General features: G+C 27.2%; 27 protein-coding genes and 3 tRNA genes. 25 read left to right on the top strand and 5 right to left on the bottom strand.

The features are described from left to right. Positions 1-22: 22 nt before the first annotated feature. From ACH36K_RS17570 to ACH36K_RS17560, 3 genes are all read left to right on the top strand, one after another. Positions 23-99, top strand: a tRNA-Arg gene (locus ACH36K_RS17570). 11 nt (positions 100-110) lie between these two features. After that, positions 111-186 (top strand) — tRNA-Lys (locus ACH36K_RS17565). A gap of 21 nt (positions 187-207) precedes the next feature. Beyond that, positions 208-282, top strand: a tRNA-Cys gene (locus tag ACH36K_RS17560). Positions 283-322: 40 nt separating this feature from the next. Here ACH36K_RS17560 and ACH36K_RS17555 read toward each other — a convergent pair. The 3 genes from ACH36K_RS17555 to ACH36K_RS17545 all read right to left on the bottom strand — a co-directional run bounded on the left by ACH36K_RS17555 (position 323) and on the right by ACH36K_RS17545 (position 1,566). Further along, on the bottom strand, positions 323-505 hold the full coding sequence (locus tag ACH36K_RS17555) for an alpha/beta-type small acid-soluble spore protein (protein WP_411168882.1): 183 nt from the start codon (positions 503-505) through the stop codon (positions 323-325). A 38-nt stretch (positions 506-543) separates the two neighbouring features. Next, positions 544-726, bottom strand: a complete 183-nt coding sequence (locus ACH36K_RS17550; protein WP_411168881.1) for an alpha/beta-type small acid-soluble spore protein — start codon at positions 724-726, stop codon at positions 544-546. Positions 727-939: 213 nt separating this feature from the next. Next, positions 940-1,566, bottom strand: coding sequence for an ECF transporter S component (locus ACH36K_RS17545; RefSeq protein ID WP_411168880.1), 627 nt, complete (start codon positions 1,564-1,566; stop codon positions 940-942). 250 nt (positions 1,567-1,816) lie between these two features. Between ACH36K_RS17545 and ACH36K_RS17540 the strand changes: the two genes are divergently transcribed. Further along, positions 1,817-2,530 (top strand): ABC transporter ATP-binding protein, encoded by a 714-nt coding sequence (locus tag ACH36K_RS17540; protein ID WP_411168879.1) that lies wholly within the window; start codon positions 1,817-1,819, stop codon positions 2,528-2,530. After that, positions 2,523-4,121: a putative ABC transporter permease subunit gene (locus ACH36K_RS17535; RefSeq protein ID WP_411168878.1), complete on the top strand. Its 1,599-nt coding sequence runs from the start codon at positions 2,523-2,525 to the stop codon at positions 4,119-4,121. The genes ACH36K_RS17540 and ACH36K_RS17535 overlap by 8 nt, the downstream gene beginning before the upstream one ends. A gap of 40 nt (positions 4,122-4,161) precedes the next feature. Here the strand turns inward: ACH36K_RS17535 and ACH36K_RS17530 are convergent, their stop codons facing one another. Then, positions 4,162-4,359 carry a PspC domain-containing protein gene (locus ACH36K_RS17530; RefSeq protein ID WP_411168877.1) on the bottom strand — a complete coding sequence of 66 codons (198 nt, stop codon included), beginning with the start codon at positions 4,357-4,359 and terminating at the stop codon, positions 4,162-4,164. A 165-nt stretch (positions 4,360-4,524) separates the two neighbouring features. Between ACH36K_RS17530 and ACH36K_RS17525 the strand changes: the two genes are divergently transcribed. From ACH36K_RS17525 to ACH36K_RS17500, 6 genes are all read left to right on the top strand, one after another. Further along, positions 4,525-4,905, top strand: coding sequence for a GntR family transcriptional regulator (locus ACH36K_RS17525; RefSeq protein WP_411168876.1), 381 nt, complete (start codon positions 4,525-4,527; stop codon positions 4,903-4,905). A gap of 10 nt (positions 4,906-4,915) precedes the next feature. Further along, a complete protein-coding gene (locus tag ACH36K_RS17520; RefSeq protein ID WP_411168875.1) occupies positions 4,916-6,046 on the top strand; it encodes a DUF5808 domain-containing protein in 1,131 nt (376 codons plus the stop codon). A gap of 28 nt (positions 6,047-6,074) precedes the next feature. Next, complete coding sequence (locus ACH36K_RS17515) at positions 6,075-7,142, top strand: DUF5808 domain-containing protein (protein ID WP_411168874.1); 1,068 nt, start codon at positions 6,075-6,077, stop codon at positions 7,140-7,142. Between the two features lie 36 nt (positions 7,143-7,178). Then, positions 7,179-7,979 (top strand): YhfC family intramembrane metalloprotease, encoded by an 801-nt coding sequence (locus ACH36K_RS17510; protein ID WP_411168873.1) that lies wholly within the window; start codon positions 7,179-7,181, stop codon positions 7,977-7,979. Between the two features lie 106 nt (positions 7,980-8,085). Continuing rightward, the gene (locus ACH36K_RS17505) at positions 8,086-8,550 is read left to right on the top strand and encodes a GNAT family N-acetyltransferase (protein ID WP_411168872.1); all 465 of its coding nucleotides are present in this window, start codon (positions 8,086-8,088) and stop codon (positions 8,548-8,550) included. A gap of 51 nt (positions 8,551-8,601) precedes the next feature. Then, entirely contained in the window at positions 8,602-9,105 is a 504-nt protein-coding gene (locus ACH36K_RS17500; RefSeq protein WP_411168871.1) for a GNAT family N-acetyltransferase, read from the top strand. Positions 9,106-9,214: 109 nt separating this feature from the next. Here ACH36K_RS17500 and ACH36K_RS17495 read toward each other — a convergent pair whose 3' ends face one another. Then, positions 9,215-9,982: a PHP domain-containing protein gene (locus ACH36K_RS17495; RefSeq protein WP_411168870.1), complete on the bottom strand. Its 768-nt coding sequence runs from the start codon at positions 9,980-9,982 to the stop codon at positions 9,215-9,217. Positions 9,983-10,130: 148 nt separating this feature from the next. On the opposite strand from ACH36K_RS17495, the gene ACH36K_RS17490 reads away from it, so the two are divergent. The 14 genes from ACH36K_RS17490 (at position 10,131) to ACH36K_RS17425 (ending at position 24,626) form a co-directional block, all read left to right on the top strand. Next, positions 10,131-10,472 (top strand): hypothetical protein, encoded by a 342-nt coding sequence (locus ACH36K_RS17490; protein ID WP_411168869.1) that lies wholly within the window; start codon positions 10,131-10,133, stop codon positions 10,470-10,472. Positions 10,473-10,622: 150 nt separating this feature from the next. Beyond that, a complete protein-coding gene (locus tag ACH36K_RS17485; protein ID WP_411168868.1) occupies positions 10,623-11,735 on the top strand; it encodes a TcaA 3rd/4th domain-containing protein in 1,113 nt (370 codons plus the stop codon). A gap of 17 nt (positions 11,736-11,752) precedes the next feature. Continuing rightward, positions 11,753-13,093, top strand: a complete 1,341-nt coding sequence (locus ACH36K_RS17480) for a murein hydrolase activator EnvC family protein (protein ID WP_411168867.1) — start codon at positions 11,753-11,755, stop codon at positions 13,091-13,093. Positions 13,094-13,508: 415 nt separating this feature from the next. Next, the gene (locus tag ACH36K_RS17475; protein WP_411168866.1) at positions 13,509-13,688 is read left to right on the top strand and encodes a hypothetical protein; all 180 of its coding nucleotides are present in this window, start codon (positions 13,509-13,511) and stop codon (positions 13,686-13,688) included. A gap of 77 nt (positions 13,689-13,765) precedes the next feature. After that, positions 13,766-14,566 (top strand): hypothetical protein, encoded by an 801-nt coding sequence (locus ACH36K_RS17470; protein ID WP_411168865.1) that lies wholly within the window; start codon positions 13,766-13,768, stop codon positions 14,564-14,566. 109 nt (positions 14,567-14,675) lie between these two features. Continuing rightward, a complete protein-coding gene (gene tig / locus ACH36K_RS17465; protein ID WP_411168864.1) occupies positions 14,676-15,959 on the top strand; it encodes a trigger factor in 1,284 nt (427 codons plus the stop codon). Positions 15,960-16,115: 156 nt separating this feature from the next. Then, positions 16,116-16,718, top strand: a complete 603-nt coding sequence (clpP, locus tag ACH36K_RS17460) for an ATP-dependent Clp endopeptidase proteolytic subunit ClpP (RefSeq protein ID WP_411168863.1) — start codon at positions 16,116-16,118, stop codon at positions 16,716-16,718. A gap of 29 nt (positions 16,719-16,747) precedes the next feature. Further along, positions 16,748-18,043: an ATP-dependent Clp protease ATP-binding subunit ClpX gene (gene clpX / locus ACH36K_RS17455; RefSeq protein WP_411168862.1), complete on the top strand. Its 1,296-nt coding sequence runs from the start codon at positions 16,748-16,750 to the stop codon at positions 18,041-18,043. Positions 18,044-18,246: 203 nt separating this feature from the next. Further along, complete coding sequence (gene lonB, locus ACH36K_RS17450; RefSeq protein ID WP_411168861.1) at positions 18,247-19,923, top strand: ATP-dependent protease LonB; 1,677 nt, start codon at positions 18,247-18,249, stop codon at positions 19,921-19,923. A gap of 269 nt (positions 19,924-20,192) precedes the next feature. Continuing rightward, positions 20,193-22,523: an endopeptidase La gene (gene lon / locus ACH36K_RS17445; RefSeq protein WP_411168860.1), complete on the top strand. Its 2,331-nt coding sequence runs from the start codon at positions 20,193-20,195 to the stop codon at positions 22,521-22,523. Beyond that, a complete protein-coding gene (gene yihA, locus ACH36K_RS17440; RefSeq protein ID WP_411170726.1) occupies positions 22,519-23,127 on the top strand; it encodes a ribosome biogenesis GTP-binding protein YihA/YsxC in 609 nt (202 codons plus the stop codon). Before lon ends, yihA begins: the two co-directional genes overlap by 5 nt. Positions 23,128-23,282: 155 nt before the next feature. Beyond that, positions 23,283-23,717, top strand: coding sequence for a hypothetical protein (locus ACH36K_RS17435; protein WP_411168859.1), 435 nt, complete (start codon positions 23,283-23,285; stop codon positions 23,715-23,717). A gap of 25 nt (positions 23,718-23,742) precedes the next feature. Beyond that, the gene (locus ACH36K_RS17430; protein ID WP_411168858.1) at positions 23,743-23,982 is read left to right on the top strand and encodes a hypothetical protein; all 240 of its coding nucleotides are present in this window, start codon (positions 23,743-23,745) and stop codon (positions 23,980-23,982) included. A 107-nt stretch (positions 23,983-24,089) separates the two neighbouring features. Continuing rightward, entirely contained in the window at positions 24,090-24,626 is a 537-nt protein-coding gene (locus ACH36K_RS17425; protein ID WP_411168857.1) for a hypothetical protein, read from the top strand. The last annotated feature ends 68 nt before the right edge of the window (positions 24,627-24,694 follow it).

Raw genomic sequence — 24,694 nt, 5'->3', positions numbered from 1 at the left:
TCATAAACAACGTAGCAAATTTGCGTGTTTAGCTCAGCTGGATAGAGCAACGCCCTTCTAAGGCGTGGGCCAGGAGTTCGAATCTCTTAACACGCACCATTTAAATTTATGGTTTACTAGCTCAATCGGTAGAGCACTTGACTTTTAATCAAGGTGTACCGGGTTCGATTCCCGGGTAAGCCACCATTTTAAATGATGTTTGTATTAGCGAAAGTGGCTCAATGGTAGAGCGTCACCTTGCAAAGGTGAATGTTTCGGCTTCGAGTCCAGTCTTTCGCTCCATAAAAAAGAGAAGTGTTTATAACTTCTCTTTTTTATTTTATTATTTTATAGTAGACTCATATTGTTGAACCATTCTCTTAACCATTTCTCCACCAACGCTACCGCATTGCTTAGAGCTAAGGTTTCCATTATAGTCAGTGAAAGGTACTCCCATTTCGCCAGCTACTTCATTTTTGAACTTAGCTAATCCATTTTTAGCTTCGGGTACTAATTTCTTTGCCATAATAAATCCCTCCTTAATTTGATACACTGAAATACAGATTATTTTAATGTAGATTCATATTGTTGAACCATTCTCTTAACCATTTCTCCACCAACGCTACCGCATTGCTTAGAAGAAAGGTTACCGTTGTAATCAGTGAAAGGTACACCCATTTCACTAGCTACTTCGTTTTTAAATTTAGCTAATCCATTCTTAGCTTCAGGTATTAATTTTTTTGCCATAATAAATCCCTCCTTAAAACTTGTAAAAGTTTTGTATTGAGTTTGTTTTACAAAGCTTGTTTAACTTTGTACTATTATATTATGTAAATAAATTCTTAATAAACTATTAAATTTAAGACATTAAAGGGAAATGACTCTTAAGTAAGAAAAAAATGGTACAAACCATAAAAAAAGGTTATTTGAAAGACATTTTCAAATAACCTTTTATAATATTTAATTATTTCTTTTTTGCATTTTAAATATTGCTATCACAACAGGTATAGAGATTAGAGCTGATAATACTGCTTCTGCAATGCCGTTAGTACCTACTATAGATAATAAGGCGAAGGTGACGGTACCTCTAGAATAGGATGTAATAGAACCTTTTTCCATAAGTATAGAAGCATAATCTTTAAAATAAATTAAGTAAATACTACCAAGAACTCCTATTGTATTAGTTAATGAACCCAAAATAGCAGCAATACCTATAGAGATTTTACGATTTTTAAATTTTGTTTTTAAAAAGCTGTAAATATAATAGGAAACTACTCCTATTAATACTCTAGGAAGTATAGAAACTAATGGGTTATAAAAAAATGGAGACATTGGAGTAGGAGTAGTTATATTTTGATATATTGAAAATAATCCAAAAATAAAACCGATTGCAGCTCCTGCTACAGGCCCTTCTATTATAGCTCCAATTATTACAGGCAAATGTAAAATGGTTAGCTTAAAAAGGGGCAATGGTATAAAGCCAAGTCCTGTTAAGCCTAAAAATAAACAAATACCTGATAGCATTGCAACTACTACCATCTTTCTAACATTTTCACGAGATTTTCCCATCCCTCTGGTGTTTAACATTTTAATTCCTCCGTTCTTATTCCATTTAGGATATAATTCGGCAAAAAATGAATTTTTGCATTAAGTTCAGTTTCCTTAGAATACCGACTACTTTATTTTATCATATATACATAAACTGTAAAGAGAAATATTTAGACTTAAAAAGACTATAAAATAATAAAAGAAAATTTTAAAAGATATTGTAATTTTATTATACTTGTTATAGTATATATATAACAAGTATAATAAAATTAATGAGAGGGAGAATAGCATGTTAGATATAATAAAATTTTCAAAGTCATATAAAAATGGTAAAAAGGCTGTAAATGATATTTCAATTACTGTAAAGGCTGGGGAAATATTTGGTTTTATAGGTCACAATGGAGCTGGAAAAACAACTACTATTAAATCTATAGTTGGAATTTTAGAATTTAATGAAGGAGATATATTAATAGATGGAGTATCAATTAAAGAAGAACCGATTAGTTGTAAGAGAAAGATAGCATATATACCAGATAATCCAGATATTTATGAATCTTTAACAGGAATACAATACTTAAATTTTATAGGCGATATATATGAAGTTCCAAAAGAAGAAAGAGAAAATCTAATAAAATTTTATTCAGAAAAGTTTGAAATAATGTCAGCATTAGGAGATTTAATATCATCTTATTCACATGGAATGAAGCAAAAATTAGTTATAATTTCTGCTTTAATTCATAATCCTAAACTTTTAATTTTAGATGAACCATTTGTTGGACTAGACCCGAAAGCATCACATATTTTAAAAGAAGAAATGAGAAAGCTTTGTAATGATGGAGTAGCGATATTTTTCTCTACTCATGTTCTAGAAGTAGCAGAAAAGTTATGCGATAAGGTAGCAATAATACAAGATGGAAATATAGTATCTCAAGGTAAGATGGATGAAGTAAAAGGAAATAGTTCATTAGAAGATATATTTATGGAGTTGATAGAGAATGAGTAAATTAGGAAATATTTTAAAAATTAGATTTATTAATTCTAGTGGTATTAACAAGTTTACCAAAGAGAAATCAAAGACAGAAAGAAATAAGGCTATTTTTATAACTGCTACAATTGGATTTTCTATAATTGTATTTTTAGTAATGGCAGTACTATATTCAGAACTTTTAGCTAAGGGATTACAACAATTAGGACTATTAGATATACTTTTAGTTATGGGTTTTATGTTAAGTTCAGCAATGATACTTTTTACATCTATTTATAAGGCTCAAGGAATATTATTTTCATTTAAAGACTATGATTTGCTGATGAGTTTACCAATTAAGAAAAGTGATATTTTAATTTCAAAGATGATGCATTTGCTAGTAATTAATTACTTTTTCTTATTATTTACGTTACTACCACCAGCAATAATTTATTTTAAATATACAACAGTATCACCTGTATTCTTTCTAAATTTATTATTAGTATTTTTAGCATTACCACTTATTCCAATAGTTATATCATCTGTGGTTGCTTTCGTGATAAGCTATATTTCATCACGATTAAGGCATAAGAATTTGATTATTACTTTAGGAACTTTAGGTGTTGTATTTATTATATTTATAATATCCTTTAGATCAGGTGACCTTATACAAACATTAGTAGCAAATAGCGCATCTATTAGTGATGGAATTTTAAAGATTTATCCACCAGCAATTTTAGCTGTAAAAGGATTAACTAATGGTAGCTTTATAGATATTTTATTATTTTTATTATTATCAATTTCAGTATTTGCATTATTTGTGCTTATATTTAACAAGAGCTTTAAGAGCATAAGTGCAAGACTTCAAGAAAGTTACAAAAGGGCTAATTATAAATTAAAGGAAATGAAAAGTTCTTCTCAATTAATGGCGTTATTTAAAAAAGAAATAAAGAGATATTTTGCTTCACCTATATATGTAGTAAATACCATAATTGGACCATTATTATTATTAGGAGTTTCAATAGCAACTTTATTCTTAGGAGAAGACGTAATTACAACTATATTTGAAGTAGAAGTAATAAAAGAAATTATGCCTTTATTTATTATAGTTATTGTATGTGGAATTTTAGCTATGTCTTGCACAACCAATTCTTCAATATCATTAGAAGGAAAAAAATTATGGATATTGAAGTCAAGTCCTATTAAGCCAGTAGAAATATTTAAGGCTAAGATAATGATGAATTTAATGTTAATTTTACCAAGTGTAGCTATTGCAGATATTATATTTACATTTTCATTAAAACTATCAATAAATCAACTAATATGGCTTATTATTATTTCAATACTATATTCTTTCGTAGTTCCTATACTAGGAATAATAGTTAACTTATATTTCCCCAATTTAAATTGGGTTTCCGAAACTTCTGTAGTAAAGCAAAGCGCAAGTGTTTTAATTCAAATGCTTATATCAGCATCAGTTATAGCAGTTCCTGTAGTTATATTTATATATGGTAATATATCAAATGTTACTATGTTTTTATTAGGTGTGTTAATATATGAAGCATTATTATTAGGAATATTAATGACGCTTTTAAATACTATTTCTGTAAAGTTATTTAATAGACTATAATTAAAAACTGACAATTACTTTTAGTAATTGTCAGTTAAATTTACATTATCTCAGATTTATCAGGCATTATAAGGGCACATCCTAAATAGAATATTAATCCTATAGAAAAAGAACAAAGAATTATTAATAGAGCTAAAACCCTAATTAATGTTACATCAGCATTAATATATTCTGCAAAGCCAGCACATACACCAGCTACTCTTTTTTGAGCAGAAATTTTATAAAGTTTTTTATTCATTATAACCCCTCCTCAATGATTTTATTATAATAAAGGCTATATACTTATATTATACTTTATTATTCTAATATATAATGTAATTATAGTACAAATTTTTTCTTAAGTTTTACTTTAGATAAAACTTAAAAAAATCTTAAATTAATTATAGACAAAAGAGGTGATTTAGTGATTTTGAGGATAGACTTCGATTCGGAAGTTCCAATTTATATTCAAATAAAAAATCAAGTCATTGAAGGAATAGCAAGGGGAGAGATTGAAATAGATGAAGAATTACCTTCAGTTAGAGCCTTAGCTGAAGATATAGGGGTAAATATGCATACTGTAAATAAGGCTTATACCATGCTTAAAGAAGAAGGATATATAAAGATTGATAGAAGAAAAGGTGCCGTAGTTTCTTTAAGTTTAGAGCAATCCATGGAGAGGTTTAAAGAAGATTTAAATGATAACTTATATTATTATATGGCTCAATGTTTTAATAGAGGTATAAGTAAAGATGAAATTAAAGATTATATAGATGAAGTATTTTTAGATTTTAATAAAAAGTAGGTGAGGATTAGTGGAAAATATAATAATTTTAGGAAGCACTATTTTTGTAAGTATAATTCTATTTTTTTCAACTTTTCTTGTAAATAAGTTTTCTAATAATGGAATTATTTTTGGAGTTAGAGTTCCTAAGGAATATGAAAAAGATGAAGATATAGTTAGTCTAGAAAAAGAGTATAAGAAAAATTATTTAATATTTATTTTACCACTAATTATTATAATTAATATACTTGTATTCTTTACTTCTAAGATTTCTATATTTCTTTTATTAACAATTATTTTAATTATAGTAACTAATATTCCTATATTTATTTATTGGAAAAAAACAATGAGGCTTAAGGAAGAAAAGGGCTGGAGAAGCCTTGGTAAGAATGTAGTTCTTGTGGATACTACAATTAGAAAACCAAAAGTAAAAGATGATGATGTTGTAATAAAAACTAAGACTTTTTTATTATTATTAATTATTCCTTTAATAACAGTTATATTAACTCTTATCGCTTATAAAAATGTACCAGATCCTTTTCCCATTCATTATAATGGCGAAGGAATAGCTGATAGTTTTGTAAATAAAGAAGGTTTTAAAGGATTTTTTTACTTAGTTTTATTTCCGACCTTATTTCAAGTTGGAATGATAATTTTTTTAACTGTAATGAACAAATTTGCTATAAATAGTAAAGTTGAAATTAATAGTGGAACATTAGAAGAAATTAAAAAACAAAGAAAAGTTTTTAAAAGAGTTAACTCTATACTTTTATTTATAATTGCTTTAGAAATTTCAATTATGTTTGCATTTATACAATTTTGCACTATTTTTTCTTGGAATGTAAATATTATAAATATAATTTTCTTACCTGTAATATTAATAACGGTAATTATTTTTACAGTTATAATCTATAAAATAGGCCAAGGTGGAAAAAATGTTAAATTTAATAAAGAAGATAAAGAAATATACAGAGATGATGATAAAAACTGGATATTTGGAAACTTTTATTATAACAAAAAAGATCCAAGCATATTTGTAGAAAAAAGAATAGGTGTTGGATGGGATGTGAATTTAGGAAATCCAATAGGAATGATTTTTATGGGATTACCTATAATTTTAATATTAATAGTAATAATATATTTAGCTGTAAGAGGAATATAATAAAAAGCGAATAAGGGGTGGATTTATTTTGCAAAGCTGTATGATTATATTAACTTCAAATATTATTATAATAACTATGGTTCTTTTATCATATTATTTGAATAGTGCTTCTAATAAGGGGATATATTTTGGAGTTAGAATTCCTAAAAAATATCAGGAGTCAAGTGAAATAAAGGCCTTAGATAAGGACTATAAAAGAAAGATACTTTATATATTTGGGGTTTATTTTGTAATAACTAATGTATTTATAATTTCTAATTTGAAAGCTAGTGAGTCTATATTGTCCATGATAATGACAATATCATTAATAGGAGCTCTTTTAATTCACACCATTTTATTTGGTATTTACTATAAAAAAATAAAAGAATTAAAAGAAAATAATAGTTGGAATTATAAAACAAGTAATGTTGTAGTTGTAGATACAACATTAAGAAAACCAAAGAAAAATGAAAAATATAAAGCACTAAATCAAAAATTTTTTTTAATTCCAATCTTAATTTCTATTATTATTTTAGTATTAACTATTTTAAGAAGAGAATATATTTTAAATATGAATCCATATGATATTTATAAGATACCTGTAAATCAAATTATAATGTGTATATTTATATTTGTACTAATTAAGATAACATTAAATTCAAAAGTTGATTTAAATAGTGGAAATATTGAGATAGCAGTAAAAAGAAAAAAGAGATTTAGAAGATTAATTTCTATATTTATATTTATAACTGAAATTGAAATGTTGTTATTATATTCAACAATACAACTTGGAATAATTTATGAAATTTATACAAAATCATTAGAAGGATTTATAAATATTGTTATATCAATTAGTATGTTAATATTTATAATTGCATTTATACTAATAGGACAAGGTGGAAGAAATATAAAAGAAGATAGTGAGGGAGATGACCTATATAAAGATGATGATGATAAATGGGTATGGGGAATGTTTTATTACAATAAGAATGATCTAGCATTGATGGTTGAAAAAAGAGTTGGAATAGGATACACAATTAATTTTGCTAATAAAAAAGCAATAATATTATTAGTTTTACTTATAGTATTAATAATTATTTTTTCTATATATGATTAGAAATTTAATGTTTAAATTTAAGAAGGGGGATTAAATATGGTCAGTATCTTATCAATTACTTTTATGGTATTTAGCTTATTAGTAAGTGTAGGACTACCTATAGGAGGGCTTATATTTTTAAAAAAGAAATATAATGTTAGTATAAAAATATTTTTTATAGGAGCTATAGCATTTTTTGTATCAACACAACTTTTAGAAGCACCAATACATTTTTATTTCTTAAAGTTCAACAATACTACATCAGATTTTTTATTAAATACACCAGTAGCATATATGTTATATGGTGGACTAATGGCTGGAATATTTGAAGAAACAGCAAGGTTTATATCTTTTAAGTTTCTAATAAAAGATAGAGATTTATTAGGAGGAATAACATATGGAGTTGGACATGGTGGAATTGAAGCTATATTGATTGGAGGAATAGGCAGTTTAAACTCAATAGTATACGCTATGTTAATAAATAGAGGTGGATTCGAGTCAATAATGGAAGGAGCATTAGTTCCAAAGGAAGTTATTAGTGCAACTTATAATCAATTTGTAAATAGTAGTCCATTTATATGGGGCGCTCCTGGAATTGAAAGAATATTAGCCATATTAATTCAAATATCATTATCTATTATAGTTTTATATTCAGTAAAAGAAAGAAAATACATTTACTATATAATAGCAATATTATTACATGCAGTAATAAATTTTCCAGCAGTTCTATACCAATTAGGAATAATTAAAAATATATTTATAATTGAAGTTGTTTTGCTAATTGAAGTAATAGCCCTATTAGTATGTATATTTAGAATTTTTATAAAAAAGTTTAATAATATTGATGAAATATTATAAAAAAACCGTTATAATATTATTAAATTAGTAAAATTATAGGTGGATTAATAGATTTCTATTTTTATAGGAATCTATTAATTTATCTGGAATAATAGGGGGCAAAATTATGAAGGATATTATAATAAGAAAGGCTATAGTTGGAGATGAGCCTAAAATATTGAATTTAGTAAAAGAAGTTTTAAGTTTTTATGGACTAGATTTAAATCCAGAATGTGAAGACTTAGATGTAACAGATATATATAAATATTATTTCAATAATAATGGGGCTTTTGAAGTAATAGAGTTTAAGGGAAACATAATTGGAACATATGGTATTTATAAAATTAATGAGGATACTTGTGAATTAAGAAAAATGTATTTAAATCCAAGTTTCCAAGGAATGGGGTTTGGAAATATAATGATGGAAAATTCCTTTAAACTAGCTAAGGCACTCAATTACAAAAAAATAATACTACAAACAAATTCAGTTTTATATAAAGCGGTAAAGCTTTATATAAAATATGGATTTAAGGACTTTGATGATGATGTATGTTCTAGATGTGATATAGCAATGATAAAGGATATTGTTTAATAAAAAAACTTTTTAATGCTATTTAGTTCTATCTAAAAGAAGGGAGAGTTTATGAGATATTACAACACTGATATGGAAAATTTAAAAATAAGAGAAGCTATAGAAGATGATACTCAACTAATATTATCATTAATTAAAGAAATAGCAGAATATGAAAACATGTCTAATGAAGTTATTGCAACAGGGGAAACTTTAAGAGAATCTATTTTTGAAAATAATAGGGCTGAAGTAGTTCTAATAGATTTAGATAACAAAACTATAGGTTATGCAGTATATTTTTATAATTTCTCAACATTTATTGGAAGAAACGGATTATATATAGAAGATATATTTATAAAAAAGGAAGCCAGGGGTAAAGGCATAGGTAAGGAAATATTTAAGTTTTTGGGTAAGAAGGCGAAAGAAGAAGGATGTAAAAGAATGGAATGGGCATGTTTAAATTGGAATGAGCCTTCAATAAAATTTTATAAGTCTTTAGGAGGAGTTCCAATGGATGAGTGGACAACCTATAGACTTACTGAAAAAGAAATAGAAAAACTGACTGAACTAAAATAAATATATTACAAAATATTTCATTAAAAAAATTAGTAAATAGCTATATCATTAAACGGATAATATAGCTATTTATTTTTTATTATAAATTTAAAACATAATAATGTTTGTATTAAAAGTATCTTAAATTTCTTTTGTCAAAATAAACCCCTTTTAAACCGATATGCTCCATAAAATTTATTGCAATATCAAAATTTTTAGAGATGCTTCTATAATTATGTGCATCTGAACCAAGAGTAACATATTTTCCACCTAAATCTGTGTAAAGTTTATATATATCTGTTAAAGAATCTTGTGCTGATTTTATATGAAGTCTACTTGAATTTAACTCTAGAACCTTACCCTTACTTATTAAAGTAGTAAAGATTTCAGCAAGTAAATCTTTAAATTCTGAAACTATAATTTCTTTATTATCAAAGGAACAATATCTACAAGGATAATCTATATGTGATAAGGCATCAAAGTTATTATATAACTTTACACATTTAAGCATATCTTCGAAATAATAAGAAAAAAAATCATGTTTGTTGTGGCCTTGATTAATAAACTCAGCATAAATATCTAAGTTTCTAACTGCATGAATAGAGCCTAAAATAAAATCAAAATCATATTTAAAGGCTATAGATTCATTTTCTAGAAGTTTATTTTCAGTTAATCCAATCTCTATTCCTAATTTCACCTTATCTGATCTATAACGTTCGTAATCACTAAAGTATTTAGGTATGTCAAATCTAAACTCATTGTCTAATGGATAATCTAAATCCATATGATCTGTTATTATTATTCCAATATTTTTATTTTCACTAAAAGATATTGCATCTAATATATTCATAGTGCTATCTGTAGAAAAACTAGAATGCATATGACTATCAAATATCATAAAATCTCTCCTTCATATTAGCGGTTTATTTTCAAATTATAACATATAATTCTTATTGAGTTATTATTATATAAAATATCCTTGATAAATATTATTATTAAATATAAAATTAAATCAAAGTAAAAAATATAGATAAAGGTGTGTTATTATGAAGAAATTATTCGAAATAAAAGACTTAGTATTTTACAAAGAAGAATTTTTAGATGATTTAAGTGAATTTGAAGATATAATATCTATAATAGAAGAACTTAGTGGAGAATTAACATATGAGGAAATTGAAGTAGTAGGAATGAATGATTGCTGTGACAAGACAAATAAAAATTATATAGTTGAAATACCAGGATTTTTAGATGAGGATGATGAATTTATAACAAAATCAGAGGCTGAACAATTAATTAATTCTGGTAAAGAGAAAATGTTAGACTTATTTGTAATCAGACTTTATAAATGTGTAGAGTGTAATAAATGGATAATAGATATTTTAGAGTAAAGAGAGTTGAGCGTTTTGGAGAAATTTTATGAATTATTAAAAAAATTAAAAGAGTATGTATCCATTATAAGTAAGGATATTAAAAGTTTAAATTTTAATAATATTAAAGAATTTCTATTTAAAAGAAAAATTTTAATCCTCTTTATTTTTTTGTTTTTTATTCTAATAGGTTTTAGAGTTGGTAGTTACAGAGCATCAAGAGATATAGTACTAAAAAATTTAGAGGTAGCTTTAAAAGAAAACAAGCCCCAAAAAATATATAGAAATATTAGAATTGAAGAGAAAAAGATAAATAAAAAAGACTTAGAGCCATTAACTCAATATTATTCAGAGAATACTACACAAGTTGACAATATAATAAATGAACTAAAAACTAGTGGAAAGAGTGGACTTTTTCTTTTAAAAGAAGATAAAAGGCTATTGGGAAATAATTATATAATAGAAATTGAGTCCGTGGCTATAAAAGTTAATACAAATTTTCATGAAGCTAAAGTTTATTTAGATGATGATATTATAGCTGCAACAAAGATAAAAAGAGGTCTAATTCCCGGGAAATATAAAATAAGAGGAGAGTTAGATACATTGTATGGTAAGATTTCTGAAGAACAAGAAATATTTTTAATAGAAAATAAGGAATTTAATTTAAATTTTAAAGCAGTAAATATAAATTTATCATCAAATTTTGATGATGCAAATGTATTTATAAATGATGTAGATACAAACAAAAAGGTGAAAGATATAAAAAAATATGGGCCTTTACCATTAAATAAAGATATCTATGTACATTTAGAAAGAGAGTTTCCATGGGGATTAATAAAAAGCGAAAAAGTTCCTATAGGGACATTACCTGATATAAAGATAAATATAGATATGGTTAATGATGATTTAATTAAAGATATAGAAAACTTATCAAATAGCTTTTATGAAAGTGTTTTTAATGCTTTAAATTCAAATAATTACTCTTTGATAGAAAATGCAGAAGAAAATGCAAAAAGTAAGATTTATGATAGCATAAGAAGGGAAAGTTTATTTTTAAAAAACAATTATGAGCTTAGTGAGCTAAAAACAGAAATAAAAAGCAGTGAATTTGCTTATGAAAATAATACATATAAAGCTAATATAGTTATAAACCTAAATTATAGTGTAAGTAAAAAGCTTATTCCATTTATTAAAAGTAATGTTGATGAAATGTTTTTAACTCAAATGAAATATGTTAATGGAAAATGGGAAATAACTGATGTACAAAAGTTTAATTTAGAGTAAGGGTAGGTGTAATACTTATGAATAAAAAATTAAGAGCGATAACATTATCAATTGCAATAATTTTTTCTAGTAATACAATTGCATTAGCAGAAAATAGTAGTTCATTACAAGATAAAATAGATCAGAATACAAATGATATTAATAACCTAGAGAACGAAAAGGATAAGGTAAATAGTGAAATAGAAAATCAATCAAATGAGTTACAAGGAATATTAAGCCAAATAAATGAAAAAAGTAAAGATTTAGAAGCAGCAAAGTCTGATGTAAATTCATATCAAGTTAAGATAGATGAAGTTCAAAATGAAATTAATAAAATAAATAATGAAATTGCAACTACTCAGGATGAAATTAAGACTAAAGAAAATCTTATATTACAAAAAGAAGAAGAAGGTAAGAAAATAAAGGAATCATTAGATAAAAGGGTGAGAAGCTATTATAAGATGGATGTAACTTCAAACTACATATATATGTTATTAAAAAGTGAAAGCATAGTTTCTCTTTTTAATAACATAGAAAATATATTTAGAATAATGAATTTAGATAAAGATTTAATAAAGTCAGCTAAAGAACTTCAAAAGCAATTAGAAGAAGAGAAGGTTGAAATTGCAAAAAAATTAGAAAAGATCGAAAGTGATAAGAATGAAGTAGTATTAAAGCAAGAAGAACTAAAAGATGCACAAAAAGAATTTATAGTTAAAGAAGAATTTCATAAAAATAAAATGGACGAACTCCAAGGCCTAGAATCACAAAAGTCAGGCTTAATCTCATCTTTATCAGGTAAGGAAAAGGAAATAGAAGACAAAATTGGAGATTTGGTTTCATATAATAGAGAATTACAACAAGCTTTAGATGATATATTTAATCAAATAAATAATGGAAATAACGGTGGAAATAATTCAGGCGGTAATAACTCAGGAGGAGACAACTCAGGAGGAGGTAACTCAGGTGGAGATATAACTCCAGGTGATCCAAGTAGTGAAAGCTTTTTAAGACCAGGTAATGGTATAGTAACTGATCCATATGGACCAAGAATAAATCCTGTAACAGGTGAATCTGGATTCCATACAGGTGTTGATTTAGGAGATCCTTCTGGAGCACCTGTAGCAGCATCAAAAAGTGGGGTAGTCGCATATTCAGGCTGGATTTCAGGATATGGAAATACAATAATAATAGATCATGGTGGTGGAGTTCAAACTTTATATGGACATAATCGTGAGTTACTAGTTGATGTTGGACAAACTGTTGCGAGAGGCCAAACTGTTGCGAAAGTTGGATCAACAGGAATGAGTACTGGGCCGCATATTCATTGGGAAATAAGAGTTAATGGACAACATACAAATCCAATGGGATATTTATAAAATTAATTTTGAAAAAGACTTCTTTAGTTATTTTTATATACTAAAGAGGTCTTTATTTAAATAAAAATAAAGAACCTGCACAAGAAATTGCACAGGTTAAAGGGTTTTTATGTTCATTTAAGAAAGGGAATAAATGAACATATGTGGGGTTTTATTAAAACTGCTAATAATAAATTACTAACAGTAGTATGGGCTGGTAAATATAATGTTATATAATTAATAAAATAATTGTAAAATTTATATATTTATTATATTATATTTAGTCATAAAATCCAATAGTTTTTATAAAATTTATCGAAAATAAGATTTTTTTAGAAAATATTATCATTTTAGAAAATAAAAATATTTAAAAATATATAAAATATATAGAGATTTACACAAAATAAGTTATATAATATAAATTGAGGTGATTTAAATGATAAATTTAAAAAATGAAGATATATTAAGAGATACACCTGACTATGAAGATTACACTGAAAATGAAGCTAAGTTATCAGTTGAAGAAATGAGAGAACTTGGCATGCTAAAGTGTGGGGGATGTTGTAGTAGTAAAGGTAGTGGATCAAAATGTGGTTGTAAAAGTAAGAGAAAATAATATCATATAAAGGTATTTTATAATAGATAATTGTAAATGCTCTTAATATAAATATAAAGCTATAGGAGGTATTAGGTGTGAGAAAACCTAGCATATTCAGTAGAGATTATGAGAGGAAAATGAGAAAACGAAGAAGAAGAATAGCTATTATTTTAGTAGTAATATTTTTAGTAGTTGGACTTTTATTTATGAGAATAGCTATGAGCAGCATAAATATGGATACACTTAGAAATAAAGTCCAAATGTGGATTGATGAAGATAAAATTTCAGAGGATAAAAACAATGCAACTGATAATTTAAATAATAGTGAAAATACTGAAGTAGTTGAAGAAGCACCTAAAGAACCGGAAATTAAGCTGATTGAGCTTAAAGTTAATGATAATGCTATACTAAAAGTAGAGTATGAAGAGATAAATGGTGAGTTAAAGTTTAAGGAAGTAAAAGATGTTCCAAATAATATTTATTATTCTATAAGTCAATCTAAAAAACTAATTTTAACTATAGATGAAAAACAAAATATGAAGTTTTTTGATATAAATAAAAAAGAAACAACTTTAACTAAGGATAAGTATATTGCTCCTAATGGAGAAGCATTTAATAAGGATTCAGTATTAGAAACGTATAAAGGATACTTATGGAATGTAGAGGGGAAATTTATAACTGATACAAAAATTGCATATGTAAGTAATGTTCCTTATTTTGGATATGATTTAAATAAATACATATGGGTTATAGATTTAAATAATAATAGTCATACAACATTGTGGAACTCTAAAGGAAAAGAACTTAAATTTGGAGATTTCAAAGACAAAGGATTAGAAGTTAAAATTGATGGCAATGTTAAGTATATAAGTCCTAATGGAGAGTTAATTAACTAAAGGAAAAAATTAACCAAACAAATATTTGAAAATAATTAATATTATATGGTATAATAACGTAGTTATATCAATTATGATAGTATCTTACTATTTTAGGAGGAAGAGTACAATGGAAGCTAAAATGGAAAAAATAGAGAAGAATGTTGTTAAGTTTGAAGTAAAGGTTGAGGCTGAAAAATTCCAAGAAGCTATAAAAAGAGCTTACAATAAGAATGTTAAAAGTTTTAACATTCCAGGATTTAGAAAAGGAAAGGTTCCTATGGCTATAGTAAAAAAATACTATGGAATAGGAGTTTTAATTGAAGATGCAGTTAATTTTGCTATAGAATCATCATATTCAAAAGCATTAGAAGAAAACAGCATAATTCCTGTTGATTATCCAAAGATAGATGTAATAACAGCAGAAGAAGGAAAAGATTTTGTATATACTGCAGAAGTTACTGTTTATCCAGAAGTTGAATTAGGAGAATACAAGGGATTAAAAGTAGAAAAACCATCATATGAAGTTACAGAAGATGCAATAAACGAAAAGTTAAAAGAAATGCAACAAAAAAATGCTAGAGTAGAAAATAAAGAAAATGGAGAAATTGCTACTGGTGATACAGTAGTTATAGACTTTAAGGGCTTTATTGATGATGTAGCATTTGAAGGTGGAGAAGGTAAGGATTATTCCTTAGAAATAGGATCAGGTACTTTCATAGACACTTTTGAAGATCAATTAATAGGATCTAAAGTAGGAGATAAGGTAGAAGTTAATGTAACTTTCCCTGAAAACTACGGTAGAGAAGAATTAAATAATAAAAAAGCTAGATTTGAAGTATTAGTAAAAGAAATAAAGATAAAAGAGTTACCAGAAATAGATGATGAATTTGCTAAGGAAGTATCAGAGTTTGACACTTTAGTAGAGTTAAAAGAAGATATCACTAAGAAAATGGAAGAATCTAATAAGGTTAGAGAAGAAAAAGAATATGAAGAAGCAGTAATAAAAGCTGTTGTTGAAAATGCAAAAGTAGAAATACCAGCTGTAATGGTTGAAAAAGAAATTGATACAATGGTAAAAAATCTAGAGCAAAGACTTCAATATCAAGGATTAAATCTAGAACAATACTTCCAATTTACTGGAACAGATGCAGCGAAAATGAGAGATTACATGAAAGAAAATGCTGAAGTTAAGGTAAAAACAGATTTAGTTTTAGAAGCTATAGAAAAAGCTGAAAATATAGATGTAACTGAAGAAGAGTTAAAAGAAAAAGCTAAAGAAGTTGCAAAAATGTACTCAGCTGGAGAAGATGAAAAAATGGTTGATTTATTAATGAACAGCCAAAAAGCAGCACTTGTAGCTGATGTTAAAGTATCAAAGACTATAAACTTCTTAGTTGAAAATAATAAATAATATATAAAAGTAATTGCCAGAATAAAATTCTGGCAATTATTTCAAATATCCATTAACAAAATAAATAAAATTTTATATAATTTAATATAATTAGTTTTTTATTAATATGGATATATTATAAAAGAAGGTAGAAAATAGAGAAGGAGGGAATAAAGAATGAGTTTAGTTCCTATGGTTGTAGAGCAAACTAGCAGGGGAGAAAGATCTTATGATATTTTTTCAAGATTATTAAAAGATAGAATAATTATGTTAAGTGGAGAAATTAATGATAGCATTTCTAACTTAGTAGTAGCTCAATTATTATTTTTAGAAAGTGAAGATCCAGATAAGGATATATACATTTACATAAATAGTCCAGGAGGGTCAATAACAGCAGGAATGGCTATTTATGATACAATGCAATATATTAAGCCGGATGTATCTACTATATGCATAGGCATGGCAGCTTCAATGGGATCATTTTTACTTTCATCTGGAGCAAAAGGAAAAAGATTTGCATTACCTAATAGCGAAATTATGATTCATCAACCTCTAGGTGGATTCCAAGGTCAAGCAACAGACTTTGATATACACGCTAAGAGAATATTAAAAATTAAGGAATCATTAAATAAGATATTAAGTGAAAATACTAATCAGCCTCTAGAGAAAATCAAAGCAGATGTTGAAAGAGATTATTTTATGTCAGCAGAAGAAGCTATGAATTATGGGTTAGTAGATAAAGTGATTACTAAAAATGATAAAGGTAGCAACAAAATATAGTTCTATCTTAACCTAAGTGAGGTGAATTTATGGCTAAATATGACGATAAGAAACAACTGAAATGTTCTTTCTGTGGAAAGAATCAAGAACAAGTTAAAAGATTAATAGCTGGACCTGGTGTATATATATGTGATGAATGTATAGATTTGTGCTCAGAAATAATAGCAGATGAATTTGAAGAAGGTATTGAATTAGATACATCAACAGTTCCAAAGCCAAATGAAATAAAAAACTATTTAGACCAGTATGTAATTGGTCAAGAAAAAGCTAAGAAATCACTATCTGTTGCAGTTTATAATCACTATAAAAGAATAAACTCAAATATGGTAGATGATGATATTGAATTACAAAAGAGTAACATACTTTTATTAGGTCCTACAGGTTCCGGTAAAACTCTTTTAGCTCAAACATTAGCTAAATTTTTAAATGTTCCATTTGCAATTGCAGATGCAACCACATTAACAGAGGCTGGATATGTAGGGGAAGATGTAGAAAATATTCTATTAAAATTAATTCAAAATGCAGACTATGATATAGAAAGAGCAGAAAAAGGAATAATTTATATAGATGAAATAGATAAAATTGCTAGAAAGTCAGAGAATCCATCTATTACTAGAGATGTTTCCGGAGAAGGTGTTCAACAAGCCTTATTAAAGATATTAGAAGGAACTACAGCTTCAGTACCTCCACAAGGAGGAAGAAAGCATCCACATCAAGAGTTTCTTCAAATAAATACAGCAAATATATTATTTATTTGTGGAGGAGCATTTGATGGAGTAGATAAAATAATAGAAAAGAGAACTCAAACAAGTTCTATGGGGTTTGGAGCAAATATAGCATCTAAGCAAACTAAAGATGTAGGTAAGTTACTTAAAGATATAATGCCAAGTGACTTATTGAAATTTGGTCTTATACCGGAGTTTGTAGGTAGATTACCTGTAGTAGTAACTTTAGAATCATTGGATAACAATGCTTTAATAAATATATTAACTCAGCCTAAGAATGCTTTAGTTAAACAGTATAGAAAGTTATTTGAAATAGATAATGTTGAGCTAGATTTTACTGAGGATGCATTAAAGGCAATAGCTAATGAGGCTATTGAAAGAAAGACAGGAGCCAGAGGCTTAAGATCTATAGTAGAGGAAATGATGACAGAAGTTATGTTTGATATTCCTTCCGATGAAACTATATCTAAGGTAATTATAGATGAAGGTTGCATAAAAGATAAAAGACAACCAGAAATAGTTAGATTAGTAGAAGGGGAAGTAAGACCTCAACTAAAAGCTAAGAAAACTAAAAAAAGAAAAGGCATAGAAACTGCCTAATATAAAAACATCTTATTGTTAATAATTAACTTTAGGATGTTTTTTATTTTATATAAAACTTATAAAACATAATATTTTGGAGAAAAATCATGGTAATTAATCCTTTTTTTATAGAATATTAACTTATGATTAAGTTAATAATATGTATATGATTAAGAGAAGGGAGGGACGCATTTACTTTTTAAAAGTTTAATGCAAAATTTATGACCGAAGTATTAGTAGTATTACAAATAACAACAATGCTAGTGTTTATATATTATATGGTTAATAACAATAAAGGACATAGTAATAATAAAGTTGTTATAGAGAAAGAAAACATAAAAGAGATGGATAAGTTAAATAAAATGAGGAGCATTCAATTAACCCAACCATTAACAGAAAAGAGTAGACCAAGTAAGTTTGAAGAAATAGTTGGTCAAGAAAATGGAATAAAAGCATTGAAAGCTGCTTTATGCGGACAAAATCCGCAACATGTTATAATATATGGGCCACCAGGGGTTGGAAAAACAGCAGCAGCTAGATTGGTATTAGAAGAAGCTAAAAAAATGGAAAAATCTCCTTTTAAGAAGGAAGCAAAGTTTATAGAAATAGATGCAACAACAATAAGGTTTGATGAAAGAGGAATAGCAGATCCTTTAATTGGTTCAGTACATGATCCAATATATCAAGGGGCAGGGTCATTAGGTATTGCAGGAATACCTCAACCAAAGCCTGGGGCAGTTACAAAAGCTCATGGGGGCATCCTATTTATGGATGAAATAGGAGAATTACATCCAATTGAGTTAAATAAGCTATTAAAAGTATTAGAAGATAGAAAAGTATTTTTAGATAGCTCTTATTATAGTAGTGAAAATCCCAATATGCCAGATTACATAAAAGAAATATTTGATAATGGATTACCAGCAGATTTTAGATTAATAGGCGCAACAACAAGAAGTCCGGAAGAAATAGTTCCAGCAATAAGATCAAGATGTGTTGAAATATTTTTTAGATCACTTCATCCAGAAGAAATTAGGACAATAGCAAAAAATGCAGCTAACAAAATAGGATTAGATATAAATGATAAATGCTTAGACTTAATTTCAAAATATTGTACTAACGGTAGGGATGTTGTTAATTTAATACAACTTTCGTCCGGAGTTGCAATGAATGAAAATAGAAACGATATAAATATAGATGATATACAATGGGTTATAGAAAATGGAAACTACACACAGATTCCTGACAAGAGAATAAGGGAAAAACCAGAAGTAGGAGTCGTAAATGGGTTAGCTGTTCACGGTGCTAATATAGGAATATTAATGGAAATAGAAGCAACAGCTAAAAGGGTATCACATAGAATAGGAAATTTAAAGGTTACTGGAATTGTTGAAGAAGAAGAAATAAGTAGTAATAATAGAAAGATTAAAAGAAAAAGCACAGCTTACTCATCCATACAAAATGTTCTTACAGTGTTAAATAATATATTTAATTTAGAATGTGAAAATTATGATATACATATAAATATTCCTGGTGGAATGCCTGTAGATGGTCCATCAGCAGGTGTAACAATAGCAACTGCTATATATAGTGCTGTAAATAAAATTAAAATAGATAATAAGGTTGCAATGACTGGTGAAATAAGTCTTTTAGGAGAAGTTAAACCAATAGGTGGAGCAGGAGCTAAAATATGTGCAGCACAAAAAGCAGGAGCAACTAAAGTGATTATACCAATAGAGAATTGGCAAGATAATTTTAAAGATATAAAAGACATAAAAGTAATACCAGTAAAAAATTTAAATAAGGTAATAGAAGAAGTAATAATAAAAGAATCAATATCAGAAGAGTTAGTAGTTAACAATAATCTAGATATATTATCTGCTAAGGGAGAAAATAATTAAATTTAAAGAAAAAATCTGTTGAAAAAGCAACAGATTTTTTTCTTTAAATTTCTAATAAAAAATACTAAATTTTCATTTAACATTATTGTCCATTGCTAAATTTCAACTATGTATTATAATATTAATAAATCTATAATAATAATTAATATCATTTATTTTAAATAGAAAAGTAAATTATTAGGTATTACTTAGTTCAAATAGATTGAAAAATAATAATTTTATGTGTATACTATAAAAGTTACATAATAATACAAGGAGGATGGGAATAAATGAGTGAACAATTAATAACTCTGCCTTTGATTCCTCTAAGGGGAATTAGTATTTTTCCTAATATGATAATACATTTTGATGTAGGAAGAGAAAAATCTAAAGCAGCTATAGAAGCAGCTATAGAAAATCAAACAGATATATTCTTAGCAACTCAAAAGGATTATGAATTAGAGGAACCGTCTATTGGGGATATTTATAATATAGGAACTATATGTAAGATTAAACAAATAATAAAGTTACCTAACGATATAATAAGAGTGCTAGTAGAGGGTACAGATAGAGGAGAAATTAAAGGGTTAGATACAGAGAAACAATACCTACAAGTTTGTGTAGAAAGAATAGAAGAACCTTCTAACGATGAGTATGAAGATATTGAGGCTTATATTAAAACTCTTAAAAAGAGTTTTAATAATTATATGAAGGCTTCAGGAAATATAAAAAATAATGTAATATCTATTTTTGATAGTATAAAAAACTATAGTGAATTAATAGATGTAGTTGCATCTTATGTAATTTTTGATGAAGATAAAAAACAAGATATATTACAAGAAATAGATTGTATTAAGAGAATAGAAAAGTTATTAGTTATAATAGAAAATGAAATTGAAATACTTAATGTTGAGAAGAAAATAGGTAAAAAGCTTAGAGAAAGTGTTGATAAATCACAAAAAGAGTATTATATAAGAGAGCAAATAAGAGTTCTTCAAGAGGAAATTGGAGAAGAAGATGATGATAAGAAGGAAATTTCTAAATATGAAGAAAGAATAAAGAAAGCTAAGCTACCTAAGCATGTAAAAGAAAAGGTTGAAAGTGAATTATCAAGATTAAAAGCTACATCAGGGCAAGGTTCAGAAAGTAATGTTATAAGAACTTATCTAGATTGGATATTAGATATACCTTGGAATAAATCAACAAAGGACAATTTTGATATTAAAGAAGCAGAGAAGATTTTAGATAATGATCATTATGGATTAGAAGAAGTAAAGGAAAGAATAGTAGAGTATTTAGCTGTTAAACAATATACTAATAGCTTAAAAGGACCTATAGTATGTTTGGTTGGACCACCGGGTGTTGGTAAGACATCAATAGCTAAATCAATAGCTAATGCAACAAATAGAAAATTTGCTAGAATGTCCTTAGGTGGAGTTAGAGACGAAGCTGAAATAAGAGGGCATAGAAAAACTTATGTTGGAGCAATTCCAGGAAGATTAGCTTATGTTTTAAAGGAAGCTAAGGTTAACAATCCACTTATTTTATTAGATGAAATAGATAAATTAGGATCAGACCATAGAGGAAATGTTTCAGATGCACTTTTAGAAGTACTAGATAGCGAACAAAACAATACTTTTAGAGACCATTATTTAGAGCTAGATATGGATTTATCTAAAGTATTATTTATAACTACAGCAAATTCACTAGATACAATACCAGCGCCACTTTTAGATAGGATGGAGATTATAGAGGTATCAGGTTACACTTATGAGGAAAAATACTATATAGCCAAAGATTATCTTGTACCTAAGCTACTAAAAGAGCATAAACTAACATCAGAGCAATTTAAAGTATCAGAGAGTGCAATTAAAGAAATTATAAATTGCTATACTAGAGAAGCTGGTGTAAGAAGTTTAGAAAGAGTTTTAGGAAAATTAATTAGAAAAACTCTTACTGAAATGATAAAGAATAATAAAAAAACTATATCTATATCTGCTAATAGAATAGAAAAATATCTAGGAAGTAAAATTTATACATTTGATATAAAAGAAAAAGAAGATAGAGTTGGAGTAGTAAAAGGAATGGCGTGGACTGCAGCTGGTGGTGATACATTGCCAGTTGAATCTGTAATTATGAAAGGAACAGGTAAATTAATACTTACAGGGCAACTAGGTGATGTTATGCAAGAATCAGCAAAAATTGCATTTGGATTTGTAAGAGCTAATTCAGTGAAATATGGAATTGATGAGGAATTCTATAAGAACACGGATATTCATATACATTTCCCAGAAGGCTCTATAAAGAAGGATGGACCTTCAGCAGGTGTTACTATAATTACCTCTATTGTTTCAGCATTAACAAACAAAAAAGTAAGAAGTAATGTAGCTATGACTGGAGAAGTTACTTTAACAGGAAGAGTACTTGCTATAGGTGGATTAAAAGAAAAGTCAATAGCAGCATTTAGAGCTGGAATTGATACTATAATAATTCCAAAAGAAAATGAAAAAGATTTAATTAAAATACCTGCAACAATAAAAAATAAGCTTAATATCATTGCAGTGGATCATGTTAATGATGTATTAAATAAAGCTATAATTGGAGTTGATACTATTGATTAAAATTAAAAACTCAGATTTTGTTATATCTGCAGTTAAAAGAGAGCAATATCCTATAACAGGTTTACCAGAAGTAGCTTTTGTAGGACGTTCTAATGTTGGGAAAAGTTCTATAATAAATGCTATAACTAACAGAAAAAAACTTGCGAAGGTTAGTCAAACACCTGGTAAAACAAGATTAATAAACTTCTTTATAATAAACGGAGATGAATTTTATTTAGTAGATTTACCTGGATATGGGTATGCTAAGGTTTCAAAAACAGAAAAGGCAAGTTGGGGAAAGACTATTGAAACATATTTAAATGGTAGGGATGAATTAAAAAGAGTAGTTCTTTTAGTAGATTCTAGACATAAACCAACAGCAGACGATATACAAATGCATGAGTGGATTAAATTTTATGGGTATGATGAAGTTGTTATAGCTACTAAAAGTGATAAACTTTCTAATAATGATTTAAGAAAAAGCGAAAAAGTAATTAGAGATACATTAAAATTAACAAAAGATGATAAGTTATATTTCTTTTCTTCAGTAAATAAGAAGGGAAAAGATGAGTTAATAGATAATCTTTTTAGAGATATAATTGAGAATAAAGAAATAGAAATTTAGTAATATTATTTAAGGAGCTTATAGATAATTCTATAACTCCTTTTTTATTGTTAAAAATTTAAAATATTACAATAAAAAACAGTGGCAATTATTATTCGAGAGAATAGTATATATTATAAAAATAAAAAACTAAAAATCCCAAGGAGGAGTAAGTTATGGAAATGAATGAAATTCTAAATGGTTTAAATTCATGTGACTTTAGCGATAGTACTACAAGCGGCATATCACCAACAACATGTACTAGTTCAGGATCTAGCTGTAGCGGATTTGGCAACGGATTTGGCGGCGGATTTGGTTGTGGATTCGGAAGTTGGATATGGATTCTTTTAATACTATTCTATAGTGGAGGATTTGGTAGAGGAAATAAAATGATGTGTTGCTGTAAGAAAGAAATGAAACATGAATCTTGTTGTGAGCCATGCTGTTGTGATGGTGGCGGAGGATATGGAGGATATGGCACTGGAAGTGGAAGTGGAAGCTGCTCATCTTATCTATTCTTACTAGTAATTCTATTCCTTTGCAACGGTTGTTCAGGTTTTAACAACTTTGGAAGCTGCGGAAACGGAAATGCATTTAGCGGATGCTGCTAATTTAAATTAGAAAGGAGAGATAGTCATGTCAAAAAAACATCATGGAGAAAAATATGAATGCTGCTGTTGTGAACCAGTATCATGCTGTGGAAGTGGAAATGTATTTAGTGGAGTAAACAGTTGTGTTGCACCTATAATATTCTTATTAATAGCATGTGGTTCAGGTGTTTTAAATAATAATTGTTCATTCTTAATAATTTTATTATTCTTACTATGTGGAGATTGTTTCGGAAACTTATTTGGTGGAGATGGATTCGGCTACTAGTATAGAGGATGGAGGGCACTGCCCTCCAAAAAAATGTTCAAAATCATAAACATATTAGATAGTTTTACATATAATAAATCAACAGAGATTTAATAGGAGGAACCTAGATGTCAAAAAAGAAGAATAGACATAAAGGGGAGAGAATAAATAATGAGAATTCTAGCAATAGAATTAATAATGCTCCATTTGGTATAAATCCTGCTCAGCTTATGAGTATGTTAGGGGGCAATATAGATATGGGTCAAATCGGCAATATGCTTTCATCTATGAAGATGGATGGATTAGATTTAAATAATTTTAACCTAGGACAACTAGGAAATAATGCACCCAATAAAGGAAGCAGTACAAGTAATAGAATTGGATTTGACTTAGGGTCACTACAAGGCATGATGAACAATTTAGGCATGGGAGGATTTAATTTAGGAAATAATAATTCTCAAAATCTAAATTTTAATAATCTAAATTCAGAAAATGATAATAATTTAAACATAGCAAATGAAGAAAATAATAATTCAAGAGATGAGTCAATATATTATGATGAGAACATACAGATGTTAGTCGCTATAAAGAGCATAGTTGACTCTAAGAAAGCTATATTTTTAGATAAGGTAATAGAAGCATATAATAATGGGCATTTTAAATGAAGTTTCAAATAATGACTTTAAAGAGTATAAAAAAATAGTATTATGTAAAGAATATTACTGTACCGGAG

This window comes from Clostridium sp. MB05 (assembly GCF_046581255.1).
Classification (GTDB): domain Bacteria; phylum Bacillota; class Clostridia; order Clostridiales; family Clostridiaceae; genus Clostridium.
This window is presented reverse-complemented; position numbering and strand designations above follow the sequence as displayed.

Excerpts from the sequence above, each read along its gene's own strand:
- ACH36K_RS17555 (WP_411168882.1), bottom strand. The coding sequence starts at position 505 with ATGGCAAAGAAATTAGTACCCGAAGCTAAAAATGGATTAGCTAAGTTC.
- ACH36K_RS17550 (WP_411168881.1), bottom strand. The coding sequence starts at position 726 with ATGGCAAAAAAATTAATACCTGAAGCTAAGAATGGATTAGCTAAATTT.
- ACH36K_RS17545 (WP_411168880.1), bottom strand. The coding sequence starts at position 1,566 with ATGTTAAACACCAGAGGGATGGGAAAATCTCGTGAAAATGTTAGAAAG.
- ACH36K_RS17540 (WP_411168879.1), top strand. The coding sequence starts at position 1,817 with ATGTTAGATATAATAAAATTTTCAAAGTCATATAAAAATGGTAAAAAG.
- ACH36K_RS17535 (WP_411168878.1), top strand. The coding sequence starts at position 2,523 with ATGAGTAAATTAGGAAATATTTTAAAAATTAGATTTATTAATTCTAGT.
- ACH36K_RS17530 (WP_411168877.1), bottom strand. The coding sequence starts at position 4,359 with ATGAATAAAAAACTTTATAAAATTTCTGCTCAAAAAAGAGTAGCTGGT.
- ACH36K_RS17510 (WP_411168873.1), top strand. The coding sequence starts at position 7,179 with ATGGTCAGTATCTTATCAATTACTTTTATGGTATTTAGCTTATTAGTA.
- ACH36K_RS17505 (WP_411168872.1), top strand. The coding sequence starts at position 8,086 with ATGAAGGATATTATAATAAGAAAGGCTATAGTTGGAGATGAGCCTAAA.
- ACH36K_RS17500 (WP_411168871.1), top strand. The coding sequence starts at position 8,602 with ATGAGATATTACAACACTGATATGGAAAATTTAAAAATAAGAGAAGCT.
- ACH36K_RS17495 (WP_411168870.1), bottom strand. The coding sequence starts at position 9,982 with ATGATATTTGATAGTCATATGCATTCTAGTTTTTCTACAGATAGCACT.
- ACH36K_RS17490 (WP_411168869.1), top strand. The coding sequence starts at position 10,131 with ATGAAGAAATTATTCGAAATAAAAGACTTAGTATTTTACAAAGAAGAA.
- ACH36K_RS17480 (WP_411168867.1), top strand. The coding sequence starts at position 11,753 with ATGAATAAAAAATTAAGAGCGATAACATTATCAATTGCAATAATTTTT.
- ACH36K_RS17475 (WP_411168866.1), top strand. The coding sequence starts at position 13,509 with ATGATAAATTTAAAAAATGAAGATATATTAAGAGATACACCTGACTAT.
- tig (WP_411168864.1), top strand. The coding sequence starts at position 14,676 with ATGGAAGCTAAAATGGAAAAAATAGAGAAGAATGTTGTTAAGTTTGAA.
- clpP (WP_411168863.1), top strand. The coding sequence starts at position 16,116 with ATGAGTTTAGTTCCTATGGTTGTAGAGCAAACTAGCAGGGGAGAAAGA.
- clpX (WP_411168862.1), top strand. The coding sequence starts at position 16,748 with ATGGCTAAATATGACGATAAGAAACAACTGAAATGTTCTTTCTGTGGA.
- lonB (WP_411168861.1), top strand. The coding sequence starts at position 18,247 with ATGACCGAAGTATTAGTAGTATTACAAATAACAACAATGCTAGTGTTT.
- lon (WP_411168860.1), top strand. The coding sequence starts at position 20,193 with ATGAGTGAACAATTAATAACTCTGCCTTTGATTCCTCTAAGGGGAATT.
- ACH36K_RS17435 (WP_411168859.1), top strand. The coding sequence starts at position 23,283 with ATGGAAATGAATGAAATTCTAAATGGTTTAAATTCATGTGACTTTAGC.
- ACH36K_RS17430 (WP_411168858.1), top strand. The coding sequence starts at position 23,743 with ATGTCAAAAAAACATCATGGAGAAAAATATGAATGCTGCTGTTGTGAA.
- ACH36K_RS17425 (WP_411168857.1), top strand. The coding sequence starts at position 24,090 with ATGTCAAAAAAGAAGAATAGACATAAAGGGGAGAGAATAAATAATGAG.